This window comes from Actinacidiphila sp. bgisy167, from assembly GCF_965342175.1.
GTDB lineage: Bacteria > Actinomycetota > Actinomycetes > Streptomycetales > Streptomycetaceae > Actinacidiphila.
The window spans coordinates 1-16,684 of record NZ_CBDRBL010000059.1 but is presented as its reverse complement, the minus strand read 5'-3'; the positions used below and the strand labels follow the sequence as shown (position 1 = coordinate 16,684).

Sequence of the window (16,684 nt, the reverse complement as noted above, 5' to 3'; positions counted from 1 at the left end):
TGGGGGGCACCACCCATGCGAGGAGTGGGTGAGGGTGGATAGGGTCGCCGGGAAGATGGCACGACGCCCGGCAGGAGACGGATTCAGGGCCCGGTGGCGCAGGACGGTCCACCGGGCCCGGGTCAGCCTGCGCAAATCCGCCGTGGACTACTTCCGCGGCGACGCGGCCGACTGGCTCGCCCTCACCGTCCTGACGGCCACCGTGCCGCTGATCGCCTGGGGCACGGTGCTGGCGCCGCAATGGTGCCCGCCCACCACCTTGGTGCTGCCTGTCCTCGTCGGCGGCCTGCTGCTGCGCCCTTCCAGCCTCCTCCTGCTGTACGGAGCCGCCGCCGCGGCGCTGGTCGTGGAGTCCGCCGTCCTCGGCCCGTACCGCGGCGGCGTGGGCCGAGTGACCCCGGGGATCGTGCTCGTGGTGGCGGCGGTGGCGCTGGCCGGGCTGATCGTCGCGCAGTTCCGCGCCCGGGTCGGCGTGCCCTGGATGCGCGGCGGCACGATGCTCTTCGACCTGCGCGAGCGCATCCGGGTGCAGAGCAGGCTGCCGCGGTTGCCCGAGGGCTGGCACGCCGAGATGGCGCTGCGGCCGGCCGGCGGCCAGTCCTTCTCCGGCGACTTCGTGGTGGCCACCCGCACGTCGGGCGGGCGCGTCCTGGAGGCCGTGCTCACCGACGTGTCGGGCAAGGGCATGGACGCAGGCTCGCGCGCGCTGCTGCTGTCCGGTGCCTTCGGCGGTCTGCTCGGCTCGCTGCCGCCGCACGCCTTCCTCACCGCCGCCAACGGCTACCTGCTGCGCCAGAACTGGGAGGAGGGCTTCGCCACCTCCGTCCACCTGGTGCTGGACCTGGAGTCCGGCGACTACGAGCTGCTCTCCGCGGGCCACCTGCCGGGTATGCAGCTCAGCGCGGGCACCGGTCGCTGGGAGGAGAAGGCGGCCGAGGGACCGCTGCTGGGGGTGTACGACGGCGCCGAGTTCCACAGCGTGAAGGGCACCCTGCGCTCCGGCGACGTCCTGCTGCTCTTCACCGACGGCCTGGTCGAGGCCGCCGGCCGCGACCTCACCGAGGGCATCGACCGGCTCATCGGCGAGGCCGACCGCTATGTCGCCCATGGCTTCCGCGGCGCGGCGTGGCAGCTGATCGAGGCGGTCGCCAAGGACGTCAACGACGACCGCGCCCTGCTCATCGTGTCCCGGGACTAGGCGCCGGCCGGAACGCCCAGGGCATCCTCGGCTCGATCGCGAAGTGGAAGACGCGCTGTACGGGCGGGGTGCACAACGCCGTGACCACCACGACGGCGAGGGCGGTGACCGCGACCTGGCCCGGCGGGGTGTGGATCCAGCCGTGGTCGTACCAGCCGCCGAAGCGCGAGCCCTTGGCGAGGAAGCCGTGCAGCAGGTAGCCGTAGAGCGTGCCGGCGCCCAGCGCCGTGAACCATGTGCGGCGGCGCGGCACCCAGGCGAAGAAGCTCACCGTCAGCGCCAGGGAGCAGCAGAACAGCGCCGCGGTCATGACCGGTCCCGCCCACCAGGGCGCCCCGAGTTCCTGCGCGCTGGTGCGGTGGTAGAGCCAGGCGCGGTCCATCCGCGGCGCCGCCCAGTAGCAGACGGTCAGCGCGGCCAGCCCCACCGGAACCGACAGCACGCGCACCACCCGGTGCCGTGCGAGGTGGAAGTGCTCGGCCCTCAGGCACATGCCGAGCACGAAGTAGGGCAGGAACTGCAGGACGCGCTGAAGTTCCAGATCGTCGCCGATGGCCGGGGAGCTCGACGCGAGGGCCGCGATCACCAGGGCGACCGCGACCGGGTGACGCACGACCCGCCAGACGGGCGCGGTGAGGCGCCAGACGAAGAGGGCGACGAGGAACCAGGTGAGGTACCAGGGGTCCAGCAGGCTGATCGCCTGGGAGGCGCTGTCGTCGGCCCAGTTCCGGAAGAGCGAGTACGCGGCCTCGAAGAGCACATACGGGACGGCGACGCCGGTGACCAGCCTTCTGACCCGGTCCGGACGGGCGTCGAAACTCCTCGAGAAGTAGCCGGAGATGACGATGAACGCCGGCATGTGGAACGTGTACACGAGCAGGTAGAGCGCGCCGGCGGCCCTGCTGTGCCCGGTGAGCGGTTCCCAGGCGTGGCCCATCGCGACCAGGACGATGGCGAGGTACTTGGCGTTGTCGAAGAACGGGTCGCGCCCGGCGGAGGGGAAGTGGTGCGCGGCAGGGGCGGCGGATCCTGCGGGGGCGGCCGGCCCGTGGCCGGGGGAGGGTTCCTTGCGCGGGGCGGGGAGAACGGAATTCCCGGTCTTGGTCCTGCCGGGGGACAGGGTGTTCGTGCGGGGGAGCTGGAACATTTGATGCACCATAGCGGGCGCCTCTGGCTGAGTAAATTTCCGCCCGGAATGGCGGTCGCCGCGCTGCTGCCCGGTAATGCGCAGGTCATGCAGCTGTCCGTTCCGTGCTGCTATGGGTGATCGCGTAAGGGGTGAACGGGGCATATTGGAAGGAGGGTTGACGACTGTGCAGGTTTTTTGATGATCCTTTGTGTGGCAAGTGGCCATGTGGGGAAATAGCTTGAGGGAAATTCACTCGAACGTGGCATGGAAATTTCGAGATTTGCCTCATCCGAAGGGAGCAGGACTGATCCCGACGTCATGCGTCGCAGGTGTGCGGCTCCGGCGCGCGGGGAAGGGGTGTCCCGCGGGGTCACGGTGTCGGTGGCAGGTGGCACGATGGACGTCGTGGGGGTGTGGCTGCCGTGGCTCCCCCGGGAATGGTGAGGCGCAGACCGAGGATGTGATCCCCCGTGGCCATCTCCCTGTCCGTGGTCGTGTTGTTGGCGGTCATCATGGTCGTCCTGATAAGAGGCAAGTCGCTGAAGGTCGGCCCGGCCATCGTCGCCGCGCTCTTCGGCTTCTTCCTTGCCTCCACGGGCATGGCCCCGTCGATCAGCAGGTTCCTCGACTCGCTGGCCGACACCATCAACCAGATAAACCTCTGACGCACCCGGCCGCCGTCCCTGTCGCAGGTCACCCGTCACCCAGCGTGGTGAACACGCCGGGTGACGGGGAGTCAGGCGACGGCCGGTGTGCGGTCCTCGACCGAGGTGACGATGCGGCGCAGTGCGGCGGTCCGTTCCTCGGGCCCCAGCGCGGACAGCAGCGCCGCCAGCACGGCGATGCGGCTCTGCCCCGCCCGCAGCGTCCCGGCCAGCACGGCGCCGGCCGCGACGAGGTCCACGGCGCCGCCCCCGGTGTACATCGGGGCCACCGGCCCCGCCGCCACCCGGGTGCTCACGGCGACCAGCACGCCGGCGTCCACCGCACGGCGCACCGCCGTCACGAAGTCGGGGGTCGCGTTGCCCGCCCCCGTTCCCACCAGCACGATCCCTTGGGCCCCCGCGCCCAGCGCGGCGTCGAAGAGAACGGGGTCGGCGTCCACGTGGTGCGTCACGATGTCGACGCGCGGTACCGCGCCGCCCGGGGCGGGCAGCGGCAGCGCCGCGGCTCGCGGCCGCGGAGCGCTCCAGTCGATCTGGCCGAACGTGACGCGGCCCAGCGGCTCGTGTGAGGGATCGGCGAAGGCCTGGACATCCAGGGTGTGCGCCTTGACCGTGCCCCGGGCTGCGTGCACGAAGCCGCCGAAGGTGATGACCACACCGATGTCCTGGCCGGTCGCCGCGGTCAGCAGCGCGTCGTAGAGGTTGCCCGCGGCATCCCCGTCCACGGAGTCCAGCGGGAGCTGGGCACCGGTGAAGACGACCGGGCGCCGGTCGTCGTGGTGGAGGTCCAGGAAGAAGGCGGACTCCTCCATGGTGTCGGTGCCGTGCGTCACCACGACGCCGTCCACGGCCGGGTCGGCCAGCACATCGTGGACCGTCCGCAGCAGTTCCAGCTGGTGGGCGGAGGTCAGCCGCGAGCTGTTCACGGTGAACAGGTTCCGGACGGTCACCTCGACCCCCTCGGGGACGGCGCCCGCCGCCAGCACCTCGTCGCCGGCCGCCTCGGCCGCGTACCCGGCCCCCTGCCACCTGCTGGCGATCGTGCCGCCGGTGCCGATCACGACGATGTGCTTCACGTGTCCCCTCGCTCATGCGTTCGCCAGCTCTTCCGCAAGGATATGCGCTCATCGCTGGCATTCGATTGCGAATCAGCCCGCGTAGAACGGGTGAGCATGGTATGTGTTCCCGCTATGGACGCCATTGACAGAAGAATCTTGCGCGAGCTGCAGGCTGACGGGCGGCTCACCAATCAGGAGCTGGCCGCCCGGGTCGGCCTCACCCCGTCCCCGTGCCTGCGCCGGGTGCGACAACTGGAGGAGGGCGGGGTGATCCAGAGTTACCGGGCCGTCGTCGCGCCGGCCGCCGTGGGGCGCGGTTTCGAGGTCTTCACCTCCGTCGAGGTGCGGCGGGACCGCGCGTCCGTCGCCGCGTTCGAGGAGCAGGTGAAGGCCATCCCCGACATCGTCGAGGCCTACCGCCTCTACGGCGCGCCCGGCTGCCTGCTGCGGATCGCGGTGGCCGACAGCGACGCCTACGAACGCTTCTGGACGGAGCAGCTGATCGCGCTGCCGGGCGTGAGCGAGGTGAACTCACAGATGATCATGAAGCGGATCAAGGAGCCGCAAGGCGTGCCGGTCGGCTAGCGCTCCAGGCGTAGCGAGCGAGCGCGCAAGGCCCCCGCGGGCGCCGGATCCGGGCAAGGGCGTGCGGACCTCCGGTGGGTGGGCTGTTCGGCGGGACAGCCGCATGCGGCGCGAGACGATGCCACGCCGCGCTTCGGCGCCGCCATCGGGCCGCCGGTTCTCAGGCGGGGTCCCCGGCGGCGCCCGGAACGCGTCCGAGGGCGTCCCGCACCGCCTCGTCCGAGCGCGCGACGACCGCCGTGCCGTCCTCGGCCGTGATGATCGGGCGCTGGATCAGCCGCGGGTGCGCCGCCAGCGCCCCGATCCAGCGCTCCCGCTCGCCCGGCTCCCGTGGCCACTCCTTGAGGCCCAGCGCCTTCGCCTCGGCCTCCTGGGTCCGCGCGATGTCCCATGGCTCCAGTCCGAGCCGTTCCAGCACCGCGCGGATCTCCCCGGCGTCCGGCGGGTCCTCCAGGTAGCGGCGGACGGTGTATCGCGCCCCCGCCTCGTCCAGCAGGTTCAGCGCGGAACGGCACTTCGAGCATGCGGGGTTGATCCAGATCTCCACCCCGCCAATGTACTGAGCCCAGCGCTCAGCCGTCGTCGCGACCGTCGTCGCGCAGCCTGCGCCAGATCCTGGTGCGGTGCAGCACATAGACGGCGATGAGCAGGACCGTTGCCTGCAGTCCCACGGCGAGCAGCCAGAAGACGACCCGGCTCTCCAACTCGTCGGTCATATAGGTGAAGTTCATGCCGAAGAAACCGGTCAGGAAGGTCAGCGGAAGGAAGATCGTCGACACGATCGCCAGCCGGTTGATCACTCCGTTCTGCTCGCCGGACACGAGCGAGGAGTAGCTGGCGAAGGCCCGCCGGGTCGCGTCCTGGAGCGACTCGATGCTGGCGAGCACCATCCGGGCGGCCCGCTGGTAGGAGGCGGCGAGCCGCTGCCGCTCCTCGGGGAAGCTGCCGCTCATCATCCGCCGGGTGATGGTCTCGTCGGCCGCCTGGAGGTACGGCAGCAGCGCGTGGTGCAGCAGGGCCGCCCGCCGCCGCAGCCGCGCCAGCCGGTACACCTGCTGCGGGTGCCGGCTCTCGAACATCTCGTCCTCGAGATCCTCCACCTGCAGCAGCGCCTCCACGGCGGACCGGCGGAAGGTCTCCAGTGCCTCCCCGAGCAGCAGGAACAGCACGGCCGCGGTGTCCGCCGGCCGTTCGTGCGGCAAACGGGTGACGAACCGCTCGACCGACCTGTTCGGCCCCCGGTGGACGGTGACGAGGTGCCGCTCGGTCACGAAGACGTGGACGTGCACGACCCCGCCTTCGTCGACCACGGGCACCACGAAGCGGGCGTCGTCCCCGTGGAACTCCGCCCGCGCCGACTCGCCCTCCTTGCCCAACCAGGTCAGATCCTCGCAGCCCAGGCCGAGTTCGCGGGCGATCGGCACCTCGGCGCCGGGCTGGCCTCCACCGGGTGTCTCGACGTCCACGAGCAGGAACCGCGACGCCGCCAGCCGCTCACGCGCCTCCGCGACGGAGACACGGGCGGCGACGCCCTCGGGCATCGACACCACCGTAACGATCATGGTTTCTCACCGCGGGTCGCCGGCACATCTCCAGCCTGCGCAGACTCCGCCACCCACGCATGCGGGAGTGCTCGGTCCGGTGGCCCGGAGTCCGGGGCGGGGCGCCCATAGGCAGGCCTCCCGCGCGTGTCAAGCCCCGAAATTCAGCGACGTGACGCGGGCGGTACGCCAGGGCTTACTGGAGTCATGAGGTCGAGCGACACCGACCGAAAAGAAACACCGGGACTTTCCCCGGTGCCGGAACATCCGAAAAGGGATCGTCCGGAACTCGCATTCCCAGGACCGTCTGAGGAGAACTGCCATGTCCCGCACTCGCAAGATCGTCATGCTGACTGCCGCCACCACCCTGGCCGCCGGTGGTGCCCTGCTCCCGACCAGTGCGTTCGCTGCCACCCCCGCCCATGCCGGCGCCGTCCAGGCCGCACCTCAGCAGCACGCCCTCCACGTCGACGACGGCGGCGTGAACAACAACATCCCGGTCTTCAACAATCCCGGTGGATTCTTCGGCGGCCCGGTGAACAACAACATCCCGATTTTCAACAACGGCAGCGGTTTCGGTCAGGTGAACAACAACATCCCGATCTTCAACAACGGCGGGGGCGGTCTCTTCGGGGGAGGGGTGAACAACAACATTCCGGTCTTCAACAACTGAGGTCCTTCGCCATCTCCGCCCCGCGCGGCCGGTCCCCCACGCCGGCCGCGCAGGCGCGCCGGAAGGCCCCTGGCGTGGCCCGTCGAACGGGACGCGGACGCGTCGGTGGGGACAGCGGGGACGGCGGGGACGAGCGTGAGGATCGCGCGAGGCGAAGGAAGGATCATGAGGGGCGGGCGGTGCCGCGCCGTCGGGCGCATCAGGCCGAGCGTCTCGACTGGCGATCCGCCCCGCACGGGATCACTCCACGCCCGAAGCCTCGGATGCGGTTCTGGCCTCATGCCCTCGGCCTGCCTGTGTGGGCGCGCGGCGCGGGCGGCCGGGGCCGTCCCCCTGTCGATCCTCGTGACCGCAGGGCGGCGCGGCGACAGCCCCGCAGTTCGAGGCCAATGCTGCATGGCCCGGATGGGGCACAGTTCGCTCAGGGCCACGCCGATCCACCAGCACGCGAGCGCCGAGCGGGAACCATTGATCGCGGATGCCGTGAGTGCCCTGGTCGAGTCGGCCGCGCAGCGGCCACCGATGAGGCCTTCGCGGTGGGTCAGCGGGCTTGGCGCCGGGTGTTGCGGACGTCACGCACGAGAGCGAAGGCCGCGGCAAGGAAGATGGCACCTGCACCCGCCGGCCAAAGGACGGAGGCACCCGAGCGGCAGTCCCGGATGGAGACGGCGAGAAGCCCCAGACTGACGGCGACGCCGAACGCCGAGAGCGCGATGCTGATGCGCGGGATCACGCGTACATCATGACCTCTCGCCGTTTCATGAGCGCAGAAGACGGACGTCAACCGTGGGCCCGGTGGCACGCGTGCGGCAGGAGCACCCGCACCCGGCCGCGTACGAACAAGGCCCCGAGCCTGCGATCATCTCGCTGACCTGGGGCCTTGCCACACAGAGCGGGCGACGGGAATCGAACCCGCGTAGCCAGTTTGGAAGACTGGGGCTCTACCATTGAGCTACGCCCGCAACGGCCAGTCATTCTGGCACATCAGATCGTAGCCGATCGACCCGGCTCCCGCGCACCACATATGTGGCGGTCGCTGTGTGCGGGGGCATGTACTCTACGTGTCGCACCGACGGGGTGTGGCGCAGCTTGGTAGCGCGTCCGCTTTGGGAGCGGAAGGTCGTCGGTTCGAATCCGGCCACCCCGACCACTGCTCGACCGTCCTGTTCCGAGCAGGCCCGGCCGCAGGATTGTGGTACCGGTAGGATGGGTCGTCGGCCACCTGATACGCGGAACAGCCAGGTCGAACACCAGCCGCCCCGCATGATCGCGAAGTGGCCGCCCATCAACGTAAAGCCCCCAAGGAGACCCAACCGTGAAGAGCGCCGTCGAGACTCTGAACCCGACCCGGGTTCGACTCACTGTCGAGGTGCCCTTCGAGGAGCTCAAGCCCAGCCTCGACGCGGCGTACAAGAAGATCAACCAGCAGGTCACGGTGCCGGGCTTCCGTAAGGGCAAGATCCCCGCGCGCGTCATCGACCAGCGGTTCGGCCGTGGCGCGGTCCTCGAAGAGGCCATCAACGACGCACTGCCGAAGTTCTACACGGAGGCGGTCAACGAGGGCGAGCTGAACGTCCTCGGCCAGCCCGAGGTGGACATCACCGAGTTCAACGACGGCCAGGAGCTGAAGTTCACGGCCGAGGTCGACGTCCGCCCGGCCATCGAGATCCCGGACTACTCCGGCATCGAGGTCACCGTCGACGCCGTCGAGGTGTCCGACGAGGACGTCGACAAGGCCCTGGAGCAGCTGCGGGAGCGCTTCGCGTCCACCACCGTGGTCGAGCGCGCCGCCGCCGACGGCGACGTCGTCGTCGTCGACCTGGAGGCCTCGGTGGACGGCGAGGTGCTGGAGGACGGCGTCGCCAGCGGCGTCACCTACACCATCGGCTCCGGCCAGCTGCTCGACGGCATCGACGAGGCCGTCATCGGCCTGGAGGCCGGCGGTTCGGCCACCTTCACCTCCGAGCTCAAGGGCGGCTCCGCCGCCGGCAAGCAGGCCCAGGTCAAGGTGGACGTCACCTCGGTGCAGGCCCGCGAGCTGCCCGAACTGGACGACGAGTTCGCCCAGCTGGCGAGCGAGTTCGACACCCTCGAGGAGCTCCGCGCCGACGCGGTGAAGCGCCAGGAGCGCATCAAGCAGTACGACCAGGCCACCCAGGCCCAGGAGAAGGTGCTGGACGCCCTCCTCGAGCTGGTCGAGATCCCGCTGCCGGAGAAGCTGCTCAAGGACGAGATCGAGACCCGGGTCCACAACCTCGAGCACCACCAGTTCCCGGCCATGGGCCTGACCTGGGAATCGTTCCTCGAGAACGAGGGCAAGACCCGCGAGGAGTATGACGCCGAGATCGAGGCGCAGGCGAAGAAGGGCATCAAGACCCAGTTCGTCCTGGACGAGCTCGTCTCCACCGAGAAGCTCTCGGTCAACCAGGAGGAGCTCACCGAGCACCTCATGCGCCGTGCCGCCTCCTCCGGCATGAGCCCCGACCAGTTCGCCCAGGCGGTCGTCGAGGGCGGCCAGGTGCCGCTGCTCGTCGGCGAGGTCGCCCGCGGCAAGGCGCTGGCCCTGGTCGTCGAGGCCGCCACGGTCAAGGACACCAACGGCGAGGTCGTCGACCTGGAGGACGAGGAGGACGAGACCGCCGAGACGGTCGAGGCCACCTCCGAGGACACGGACGCCGACACCGCCAAGGGTGAGGGTTCCGAGGCCTGAGCCTCGTCCCGAAGCGACATCCGACGGGCCCGGACGACAGTGGCGTCCGGGCCCGTTCCTGCTTCGTTCCGCTCTGCGCGTACCCCCTCCCTGCGCTCACAGCGAACAGTTCCGCGTGGGGGATTGCCGGGCCCCACCTGCGCGTTAGGGTCCGTAAGTACGAGGGCCCGTGCCCTACGAGAAGACCCTGTGACGGCGTCCGCGCCGTCCGACAACGAGCAGGTGGATACGTGACGACTCCGATGCCTTCCGCCGCCGGCGAGCCGACCATCGGTGGCCTCGGCGACCAGGTCTACAACCGGCTGCTCGGCGAGCGGATCATCTTCCTCGGTCAGCCGGTGGACGACGACATCGCCAACAAGATCACCGCGCAGCTGCTCCTCCTTGCCGCCGAGCCGGACAAGGACATCTACCTCTACATCAACAGCCCCGGCGGCTCGGTGACGGCCGGTATGGCGATCTACGACACGATGCAGTTCATCAAGAACGACGTCGTCACCATCGCCATGGGCCTGGCGGCCTCCATGGGCCAGTTCCTGCTGACCGCGGGTACCCCCGGCAAGCGCTTCGCCCTGCCGAACACCGACATCCTGATGCACCAGCCGTCCGCCGGCCTGGCCGGCTCGGCCTCGGACATCAAGATCCACGCCGAGCAGCTCCTCCGCACCAAGAAGCGGATGGCCGAGCTCATCGCTGAGCACTCCGGCCAGAGCGTCGAGGCGATCACCCGCGACTCCGACCGCGACCGCTGGTTCTCCGCCGAGGCGGCCAAGGAGTACGGCCTGATCGACGACGTCATCACGCACGCCGTGAACGTGCCGGGCGGCGGCGGCACCGGGGCCTGACCGGGCCGTGAGCCCGTTACAGCCCCGCAGGACCGACCCCAGCCCACTGCTCATCTCCAGGACGGTGAACGTGACCACCCAGAACTTCCCCGGCAGCGGCCTGTACGACCGCGCGAACGCCGCCGAGGCCCGCTACGTCGTCCCGCGCTTCGTGGAGCGCACCTCCCAGGGCATCCGCGAGTACGACCCGTACGCGAAGCTCTTCGAGGAGCGCGTGATCTTCCTCGGGGTGCAGATCGACGACGCCTCGGCCAACGACGTCATGGCGCAGCTGCTGTGCCTGGAGTCGATGGACCCGGACCGTGACATCTCGGTCTACATCAACAGCCCCGGTGGCTCCTTCACGGCGCTGACGGCCATCTACGACACCATGCAGTTCGTCAAGCCCGACATCCAGACGGTCTGCATGGGCCAGGCGGCCTCCGCCGCGGCCGTGCTGCTCGCCGCCGGCACCCCCGGCAAGCGGATGGCGCTGCCGAACGCCCGCATCCTGATCCACCAGCCGTACAGCGAGACCGGCCGCGGCCAGGTCTCGGACCTGGAGATCGCCGCCAACGAGATCCTGCGGATGCGGGCCCAGCTGGAGGAGATGCTGGCCAAGCACTCCAGCACCCCGATCGAGAAGATCCGCGACGACATCGAGCGAGACAAGATCCTCACGGCTGAGGAGGCCCTCTCCTACGGTCTGGTCGACCAGATCGTCTCGACCCGCAAGGGTTCCTCGGTCGCGGTCTGACGCCCGGCAGGGCATTCTGCGACGAGAAGTCCCCTCTTGGAGCCGCTGGGTTGTGCAGGTCACGACCCAGTAGCTCCAAGGGGGGCCCGCAGCGGGGGCGCGGCAAGGTACCGTCGATAGGCAAGCACCAGGACTCGTCGAACTGGCGGGACCCAGGCGAAGGGGAAGCACCTCGTGGCACGCATCGGTGACGGCGGCGATCTGCTCAAGTGCTCGTTCTGCGGAAAGAGCCAGAAGCAGGTGAAGAAGCTCATCGCAGGACCCGGTGTGTACATCTGCGACGAGTGCATCGACCTCTGCAACGAGATCATCGAGGAGGAGCTCGCCGAATCCTCCGAGGTGCGCTGGGAGGACCTGCCGAAGCCGCGCGAGATCTACGAGTTCCTCGAGAGCTACGTGGTCGGCCAGGAGCCGGCGAAGAAGGCGCTCTCCGTCGCGGTGTACAACCACTACAAGCGGGTGCAGGCCGGTGAGAACGGCGGCGGCCGCGGGCACGACGACGGCATCGAGCTCGCCAAGTCCAACATCCTGCTGCTCGGCCCCACGGGCTCCGGCAAGACCCTGCTCGCGCAGACCCTGGCCCGGATGCTGAACGTACCGTTCGCCATCGCGGACGCCACGGCGCTGACCGAGGCCGGGTACGTCGGCGAGGACGTCGAGAACATCCTGCTCAAGCTGATCCAGGCGGCCGACTACGACGTCAAGAAGGCCGAGACGGGGATCATCTACATCGACGAGATCGACAAGGTCGCCCGCAAGAGCGAGAACCCCTCGATCACCCGGGACGTCTCCGGCGAAGGCGTGCAGCAGGCGCTGCTGAAGATCCTGGAGGGCACCACGGCATCGGTGCCCCCGCAGGGCGGGCGCAAGCACCCGCATCAGGAGTTCATCCAGATCGACACGACCAATGTGCTGTTCATCGTCGGCGGCGCCTTCGCCGGTCTGGAGAAGATCATCGAGTCCAGGGCCGGGGCCAAGGGCATCGGCTTCGGCGCGACCATCCGCTCCAAGCGCGAGATGGACTCCGCCGACCAGTTCTCCGAGGTCATGCCGGAGGACCTGGTGAAGTTCGGCATGATCCCCGAGTTCATCGGCCGTCTGCCGGTCATCACCAGCGTGCACAACCTCGACCGTGAGGCGCTGCTGCAGATCCTGGTCGAGCCGCGCAACGCCCTGGTCAAGCAGTATCAGCGGCTCTTCGAGCTCGACGGCGTCGAGCTCGAGTTCGAGCGTGGCGCCCTGGAGGCCATCGCCGACCAGGCCATCCTCCGCCAGACCGGCGCCCGGGGTCTGCGCGCCATCATGGAGGAGGTGCTGATGTCGGTGATGTACGAGGTGCCCTCGCGCAAGGACGTCGCCTGCGTCGTCATCACCGAGGACGTCGTCCACTCGAACGTGAACCCCACCCTGGTGCCGCGTGAGCCGCGCATCATCGGCAAGGGCGAGCAGAAGAGCGCGTAGCGCCCACCCGCCACATGGAAGGGGGCGTGGTGGCCGGGTCACTTCTTGACGCGCACCTCGTTGCGGATCGAGGCGGTGCTGTCGGCCCATTCCGTCAGGGACGGGGCCTTGGTGGCGCCGGTGAAGTCCATGGTCATGTTGACCGTGATGGCGACCGTGCTGTCGTCGGCCCAGGCACAGTACGGGAAGGCCGCCGCGGCGTTGCCGAGCGTGCCGCACTTCATGATGTCGCCGTCGAAGCCGGAGGGGCGGACCTCCTTCGGGGGCTCGCCACCCGAAGTGCCCGCCGTCGAGGTGAAGGCGCTGAGCATCTTGTCGAGGACGGCGTTCGTGTCGTTGACGTCGCCGTAGACGCCGGTGACGATGAGTTGGGTGCCGTCCTTCTTGTACGTGCCGGAGACCGTCGTGGCGTCGGCGATGCCGGTGTCGTCGCCGGTCTTGCCGTTGCTCAGCGACGCGTCGTTGGTGGACTTGGTGTACTGGCCGTCGAGCAGCGCGGCCGGCATGGACAGCTTGTAGTCGCCGCCACCGCCGCCGGCGACACCGCTGTTCGTGAGGGCGACGATGCCGCCTCCTATGACCGCGACGGCGACCACGACGCCGACCACAATGCCGATGATCTTCCCCTTGCCGCCGGACGGCGGCGGTGGCGGGGCACCCCAGGCGCCCGGCTGCTGACCGTAGGGTCCGGGCTGGCCGTAGGGGCCCGGCTGAGCGTACGGGCCGGGCTGCTGACCGTAGGGAGCGGGCTGGACGTAGGGGCCGGGCTGCTGCCCGTGCGAGGCCGGTTGCTGGCCGTACGGGCCGGGCTGCTGCGGATAGCCGTAGCCGGCGGGCGGCTGCGGGGCCGTGGGCTGCTGCGGATAGCCGTACCCGGGTGCGGGCTGCTGCGGCGGGGCCGGCGGCTGCTGGGGCGGGCCCGCAGGGCCTCCGTAGCCGGGCTGGCCGTCGGAACCCGGCTGTGGCGGCGGCTGGTTGAAGCTCATCGGTGAGTCCCCTCGTTGAACTGCTGTCTACTCGTACTCCTCGTGCTCATCCTTGCGGAACATTTAAACCGTCCTTACATCGGGACCGTCAGGACTTGGCAACAACGCGGTACGCATGTTCGGTTGATCGCCCTACAGCCCAAAGGCGTGAATCGCACCTATGTGTCCGGCCGGTTGAGTGGCCGCCAGAGGCGCCCTGCGGCTGACCGGTTCGCGTGCCGCCGCCGGGATCGGCCGGCCTGGAGCACGTCCGCGCCCGCCGAGCCGCCTGCCGTCCACATGTCCGGTGGGTCGCGCCGAGCGCCACCCGGACCCGGGCCGGCGGGGCTCCCGGCCGGACCCCCGGAGGGCGCCCCTCACCCCGGCCGCCCTCCTCGCCCCTCCTGCCCGGGCACCGGCGGATTCGTGACACTGCCCGCCCCGCCCGTAAACTGAGCGCCGTGACCGACAACACTCAGCAGGCCGCCGCGAGCGGACCGAACAGCGCGCCCCCCGAACTGCCGACCCAGTACGCGCCGGCCGAGGTAGAGGGGCCCCTGTACGAGCGCTGGGTAGAACGCGGTTACTTCGAGGCCGACGCCAAGAGCGACAAGCCGCCCTACACCATCGTCATCCCGCCGCCGAACGTCACCGGCAGCCTCCACCTGGGCCACGCCTTCCAGCACACGCTGATGGACGCCCTGACGCGCCGCAAGCGCATGCAGGGCTACGAGGCGCTGTGGCTGCCCGGCATGGACCACGCGGGCATCGCCACCCAGAACAAGGTCGAGCAGCAGCTCGCCGAGGAGGGCAAGTCCCGGCACGACCTGGGCCGCGAGGCCTTCGTCGAGCGTGTGTGGCAGTGGAAGGAGGAGTACGGCGGCAGGATCCTCGGCCAGATGCGCCGCCTCGGCGACGGGGTCGACTGGTCCCGCGAGCGCTTCACGATGGACGAGGGTCTCTCCCGCGCCGTCCAGACGATCTTCAAGAAGCTCTATGACGACGGCCTGATCTACCGCGCCGAGCGCATCATCAACTGGTGCCCGCGCTGTCTGACCGCGATCTCCGACATCGAGGTGGACTACCAGGAGGACGCCGGGGAACTGGTCTCCATCCGCTACGGCGAGGGTGAGGACTCCATCGTCGTGGCCACCACTCGTGCCGAGACGATGCTCGGCGACACGGCGGTCGCCGTCCACCCCGACGACGAGCGGTACCGGCACCTGGTCGGCCGGCACATCAAGCTGCCGCTCACCGACCGGACCATCCCGGTCGTCGCCGACACCCATGTCGACCCGGAGTTCGGAACCGGTGCCGTCAAGGTAACCCCGGCGCACGACCCCAACGACTTCGCCATCGGTCAGCGCCACGACCTGCCCGCCCTGACCATCATGGACGAGCACGGCGTGATCACCGTCCACGGCCCGTTCCTGGGCCTGGACCGCTTCGAGGCGCGTTCGTCCATCGTCGGGGCACTGCGCGAGCAGGGGCGGATCGTCGCCGAGAAGCGCCCGTACATGCACTCCGTGGGCCACTGCTCGCGCTGCAAGACCACCGTGGAGCCGCGCCTGTCGATGCAGTGGTGGGTCAAGGTCGGTCCGCTGGCGAAGGCCGCCGGTGACGCGGTCCGCGACGGGAGGGTGGGGATCCATCCCGAGGACCTGTCGCGGCGCTACTTCGACTGGGTCGACAGCATGCACGACTGGTGCATCTCACGCCAGCTGTGGTGGGGCCACCGCATCCCGATCTGGTACGGCCCCGACGGGGAGGTCGTCTGCGTCGGTCCCGACGAGGAGCCGCCGACGGGGGAGGGCTGGACGCAGGACTCCGACGTCCTGGACACCTGGTTCTCCTCCGCCCTGTGGCCGTTCTCCACACTGGGCTGGCCTGAGAGGACCCGGGATCTGGAGAAGTTCTACCCGACCGACGTCCTGCTCACCGGCCACGACATCATCTTCTTCTGGGTTGCCCGGATGATGATGTTCGGCCTCTACGCGATGGACGGGGAGGTCCCCTTCAAGACCATCGCGCTCACCGGGCTGGTTCGCGACGAGTTCGGCAAGAAGATGTCGAAGTCCAATCCGAACGCGGTGGACCCCCTGGACTGGATGGACAAGTACGGCTCCGACGCGGTCCGCTTCACCCTGGCCAAGGGTGCGAACCCGGGCGCCGACGTGCCGATCGGCGAGGACTGGGTCCAGGGCTCCCGCAACTTCACCAACAAGATCTGGAACGCCACGCGCTTCGCGCTGATGAACGGCGCCACGGTCGAGGGCGAACTGCCCGGCCCCGAGGAGCTGTCCGCCACCGACCGCTGGATCCTGTCCCGGCTGAACGCCACGGTCGCCGAGGTGGACGCGCTCTACGACGACTACCAGTTCGCGAAGCTCAGCGACGCGCTCTTCCACTTCGCGTGGGACGAGGTCTTCGACTGGTACGTCGAGCTGTCCAAGACGACCTTCCTGGCGGGCGGCCGCCCGGCAGAGGTCTCCCGGCGCGTGCTGGGCGAGGTCCTGGACAAGCTGCTGCGGCTGCTGCACCCGGTGGTCCCCTTCGTCACCGAGACCCTGTGGACGACGCTCACCGGGCGCGAGTCGATCGTGATCGCCGACTGGCCGGCCGACTCCGGCTTCCGTGACGCGGCAGCCGAGAAGGAGATCGCGGCGGTGCAGTCGCTGGTGACCGAGGTCCGGCGGTTCCGCGCCGACCAGGGCCTGCAGCCGGGTCAGAAGGTCCCTGCCCGGCTCGACCTCGGCTCCACCGGTCTCGCGGCGCACGAGGCGGCGGTCCGCCAACTGCTGCGTCTGCAGCCGGAGGGCGAGGACTTCACCGCGACGGCGACCCTCCCGGTCGCGGGCGTGACGGTCGCGCTCGACCTGTCCGGGGCGATCGACGTGGAGGCCGAGCGCAAGCGGCTCGCCAAGGACCTCGCCGCGGCCGAGAAGGAGAAGGCGCAGGCCACGGCGAAGCTGGGCAACGAGGCGTTTCTCGCGAAGGCGCCCGAGCCGGTCGTCGCCAAGATCCGCACCCGCCTCGAGGCGGCGGAGGCGGACATCGCCCGCATCACCGCGCAGCTGGCATCCCTGCCCCAAGGCTGACGCAGGGCTGACGCGGCGGG

Annotated in this window: 15 protein-coding genes and 2 tRNA genes; 10 read left to right on the top strand and 7 right to left on the bottom strand. The window is 69.7% G+C overall.

What is annotated here, in order from left to right; genetic code table 11:
* Positions 1-55 precede the first annotated feature (55 nt).
* On the top strand, positions 56-1,198 hold the full coding sequence (locus ACRWND_RS21325; RefSeq protein ID WP_431951752.1) for a PP2C family protein-serine/threonine phosphatase: 1,143 nt from the start codon (positions 56-58) through the stop codon (positions 1,196-1,198).
* Here the strand turns inward: ACRWND_RS21325 and ACRWND_RS21320 are convergent.
* Positions 1,179-2,345: an acyltransferase family protein gene (locus ACRWND_RS21320; RefSeq protein WP_431951750.1), complete on the bottom strand. Its 1,167-nt coding sequence runs from the start codon at positions 2,343-2,345 to the stop codon at positions 1,179-1,181. The two genes, ACRWND_RS21325 and ACRWND_RS21320, sit on opposite strands and share 20 nt — an antisense overlap.
* Before the next feature lie 452 nt (positions 2,346-2,797).
* Here ACRWND_RS21320 and ACRWND_RS21315 point away from each other — a divergent pair, with 452 nt between their 5' ends.
* The gene (locus tag ACRWND_RS21315; RefSeq protein ID WP_431951748.1) at positions 2,798-2,992 is read left to right on the top strand and encodes a hypothetical protein; all 195 of its coding nucleotides are present in this window, start codon (positions 2,798-2,800) and stop codon (positions 2,990-2,992) included.
* A gap of 71 nt (positions 2,993-3,063) precedes the next feature.
* Here ACRWND_RS21315 and ACRWND_RS21310 read toward each other — a convergent pair whose 3' ends face one another.
* The gene (locus ACRWND_RS21310) at positions 3,064-4,068 is read right to left on the bottom strand and encodes an asparaginase (RefSeq protein WP_431951746.1); all 1,005 of its coding nucleotides are present in this window, start codon (positions 4,066-4,068) and stop codon (positions 3,064-3,066) included.
* A 114-nt stretch (positions 4,069-4,182) separates the two neighbouring features.
* Between ACRWND_RS21310 and ACRWND_RS21305 the strand changes: the two genes are divergently transcribed.
* The gene (locus tag ACRWND_RS21305; protein ID WP_431951744.1) at positions 4,183-4,635 is read left to right on the top strand and encodes an Lrp/AsnC family transcriptional regulator; all 453 of its coding nucleotides are present in this window, start codon (positions 4,183-4,185) and stop codon (positions 4,633-4,635) included.
* Positions 4,636-4,795: 160 nt separating this feature from the next.
* On the opposite strand, the gene ACRWND_RS21300 is transcribed toward ACRWND_RS21305, so the two are convergent.
* Both ACRWND_RS21300 and ACRWND_RS21295 read right to left on the bottom strand, forming a co-directional pair.
* Entirely contained in the window at positions 4,796-5,182 is a 387-nt protein-coding gene (locus ACRWND_RS21300) for an arsenate reductase family protein (protein ID WP_431951742.1), read from the bottom strand.
* Positions 5,183-5,207: 25 nt separating this feature from the next.
* Positions 5,208-6,197, bottom strand: a complete 990-nt coding sequence (locus ACRWND_RS21295) for a CorA family divalent cation transporter (RefSeq protein ID WP_431951740.1) — start codon at positions 6,195-6,197, stop codon at positions 5,208-5,210.
* A 301-nt stretch (positions 6,198-6,498) separates the two neighbouring features.
* Between ACRWND_RS21295 and ACRWND_RS21290 the strand changes: the two genes are divergently transcribed.
* Entirely contained in the window at positions 6,499-6,849 is a 351-nt protein-coding gene (locus ACRWND_RS21290; protein WP_431951738.1) for a hypothetical protein, read from the top strand.
* 541 nt (positions 6,850-7,390) lie between these two features.
* On the opposite strand, the gene ACRWND_RS21285 is transcribed toward ACRWND_RS21290, so the two are convergent.
* Both ACRWND_RS21285 and ACRWND_RS21280 read right to left on the bottom strand, forming a co-directional pair.
* Entirely contained in the window at positions 7,391-7,582 is a 192-nt protein-coding gene (locus ACRWND_RS21285; RefSeq protein WP_431951736.1) for a hypothetical protein, read from the bottom strand.
* A 158-nt stretch (positions 7,583-7,740) separates the two neighbouring features.
* Positions 7,741-7,811 (bottom strand) — tRNA-Gly (locus ACRWND_RS21280).
* Positions 7,812-7,922: 111 nt separating this feature from the next.
* On the opposite strand from ACRWND_RS21280, the gene ACRWND_RS21275 reads away from it, so the two are divergent.
* From ACRWND_RS21275 to clpX, 5 genes are all read left to right on the top strand, one after another.
* Positions 7,923-7,999 (top strand) — tRNA-Pro (locus ACRWND_RS21275).
* Positions 8,000-8,164: 165 nt separating this feature from the next.
* Positions 8,165-9,559 carry a trigger factor gene (gene tig / locus ACRWND_RS21270; RefSeq protein WP_431951734.1) on the top strand — a complete coding sequence of 465 codons (1,395 nt, stop codon included), beginning with the start codon at positions 8,165-8,167 and terminating at the stop codon, positions 9,557-9,559.
* A gap of 242 nt (positions 9,560-9,801) precedes the next feature.
* Positions 9,802-10,404 (top strand): ATP-dependent Clp protease proteolytic subunit, encoded by a 603-nt coding sequence (locus tag ACRWND_RS21265; RefSeq protein WP_319139309.1) that lies wholly within the window; start codon positions 9,802-9,804, stop codon positions 10,402-10,404.
* 70 nt (positions 10,405-10,474) lie between these two features.
* Entirely contained in the window at positions 10,475-11,140 is a 666-nt protein-coding gene (locus ACRWND_RS21260) for an ATP-dependent Clp protease proteolytic subunit (protein WP_431951732.1), read from the top strand.
* A gap of 174 nt (positions 11,141-11,314) precedes the next feature.
* The gene (gene clpX / locus ACRWND_RS21255; RefSeq protein ID WP_431951730.1) at positions 11,315-12,601 is read left to right on the top strand and encodes an ATP-dependent Clp protease ATP-binding subunit ClpX; all 1,287 of its coding nucleotides are present in this window, start codon (positions 11,315-11,317) and stop codon (positions 12,599-12,601) included.
* Positions 12,602-12,639: 38 nt separating this feature from the next.
* Here the strand turns inward: clpX and ACRWND_RS21250 are convergent, their stop codons facing one another.
* Positions 12,640-13,587 (bottom strand): hypothetical protein, encoded by a 948-nt coding sequence (locus ACRWND_RS21250; protein ID WP_431951728.1) that lies wholly within the window; start codon positions 13,585-13,587, stop codon positions 12,640-12,642.
* A 440-nt stretch (positions 13,588-14,027) separates the two neighbouring features.
* On the opposite strand from ACRWND_RS21250, the gene ACRWND_RS21245 reads away from it, so the two are divergent.
* Complete coding sequence (locus ACRWND_RS21245) at positions 14,028-16,664, top strand: valine--tRNA ligase (RefSeq protein ID WP_431951726.1); 2,637 nt, start codon at positions 14,028-14,030, stop codon at positions 16,662-16,664.
* Positions 16,665-16,684: the final 20 nt, after the last annotated feature.

What these genes read in the sequence shown, in the direction of transcription:
- ACRWND_RS21320 (WP_431951750.1), bottom strand. Translation starts at nt 2,345, where the DNA reads ATGTTCCAGCTCCCCCGCACGAACACCCTGTCCCCCGGCAGGACCAAG.
- ACRWND_RS21325 (WP_431951752.1), top strand. Translation starts at nt 56, where the DNA reads ATGGCACGACGCCCGGCAGGAGACGGATTCAGGGCCCGGTGGCGCAGG.
- ACRWND_RS21295 (WP_431951740.1), bottom strand. Translation starts at nt 6,197, where the DNA reads ATGATCGTTACGGTGGTGTCGATGCCCGAGGGCGTCGCCGCCCGTGTC.
- ACRWND_RS21305 (WP_431951744.1), top strand. Translation starts at nt 4,183, where the DNA reads ATGGACGCCATTGACAGAAGAATCTTGCGCGAGCTGCAGGCTGACGGG.
- ACRWND_RS21265 (WP_319139309.1), top strand. Translation starts at nt 9,802, where the DNA reads ATGCCTTCCGCCGCCGGCGAGCCGACCATCGGTGGCCTCGGCGACCAG.
- ACRWND_RS21290 (WP_431951738.1), top strand. Translation starts at nt 6,499, where the DNA reads ATGTCCCGCACTCGCAAGATCGTCATGCTGACTGCCGCCACCACCCTG.
- ACRWND_RS21250 (WP_431951728.1), bottom strand. Translation starts at nt 13,587, where the DNA reads ATGAGCTTCAACCAGCCGCCGCCACAGCCGGGTTCCGACGGCCAGCCC.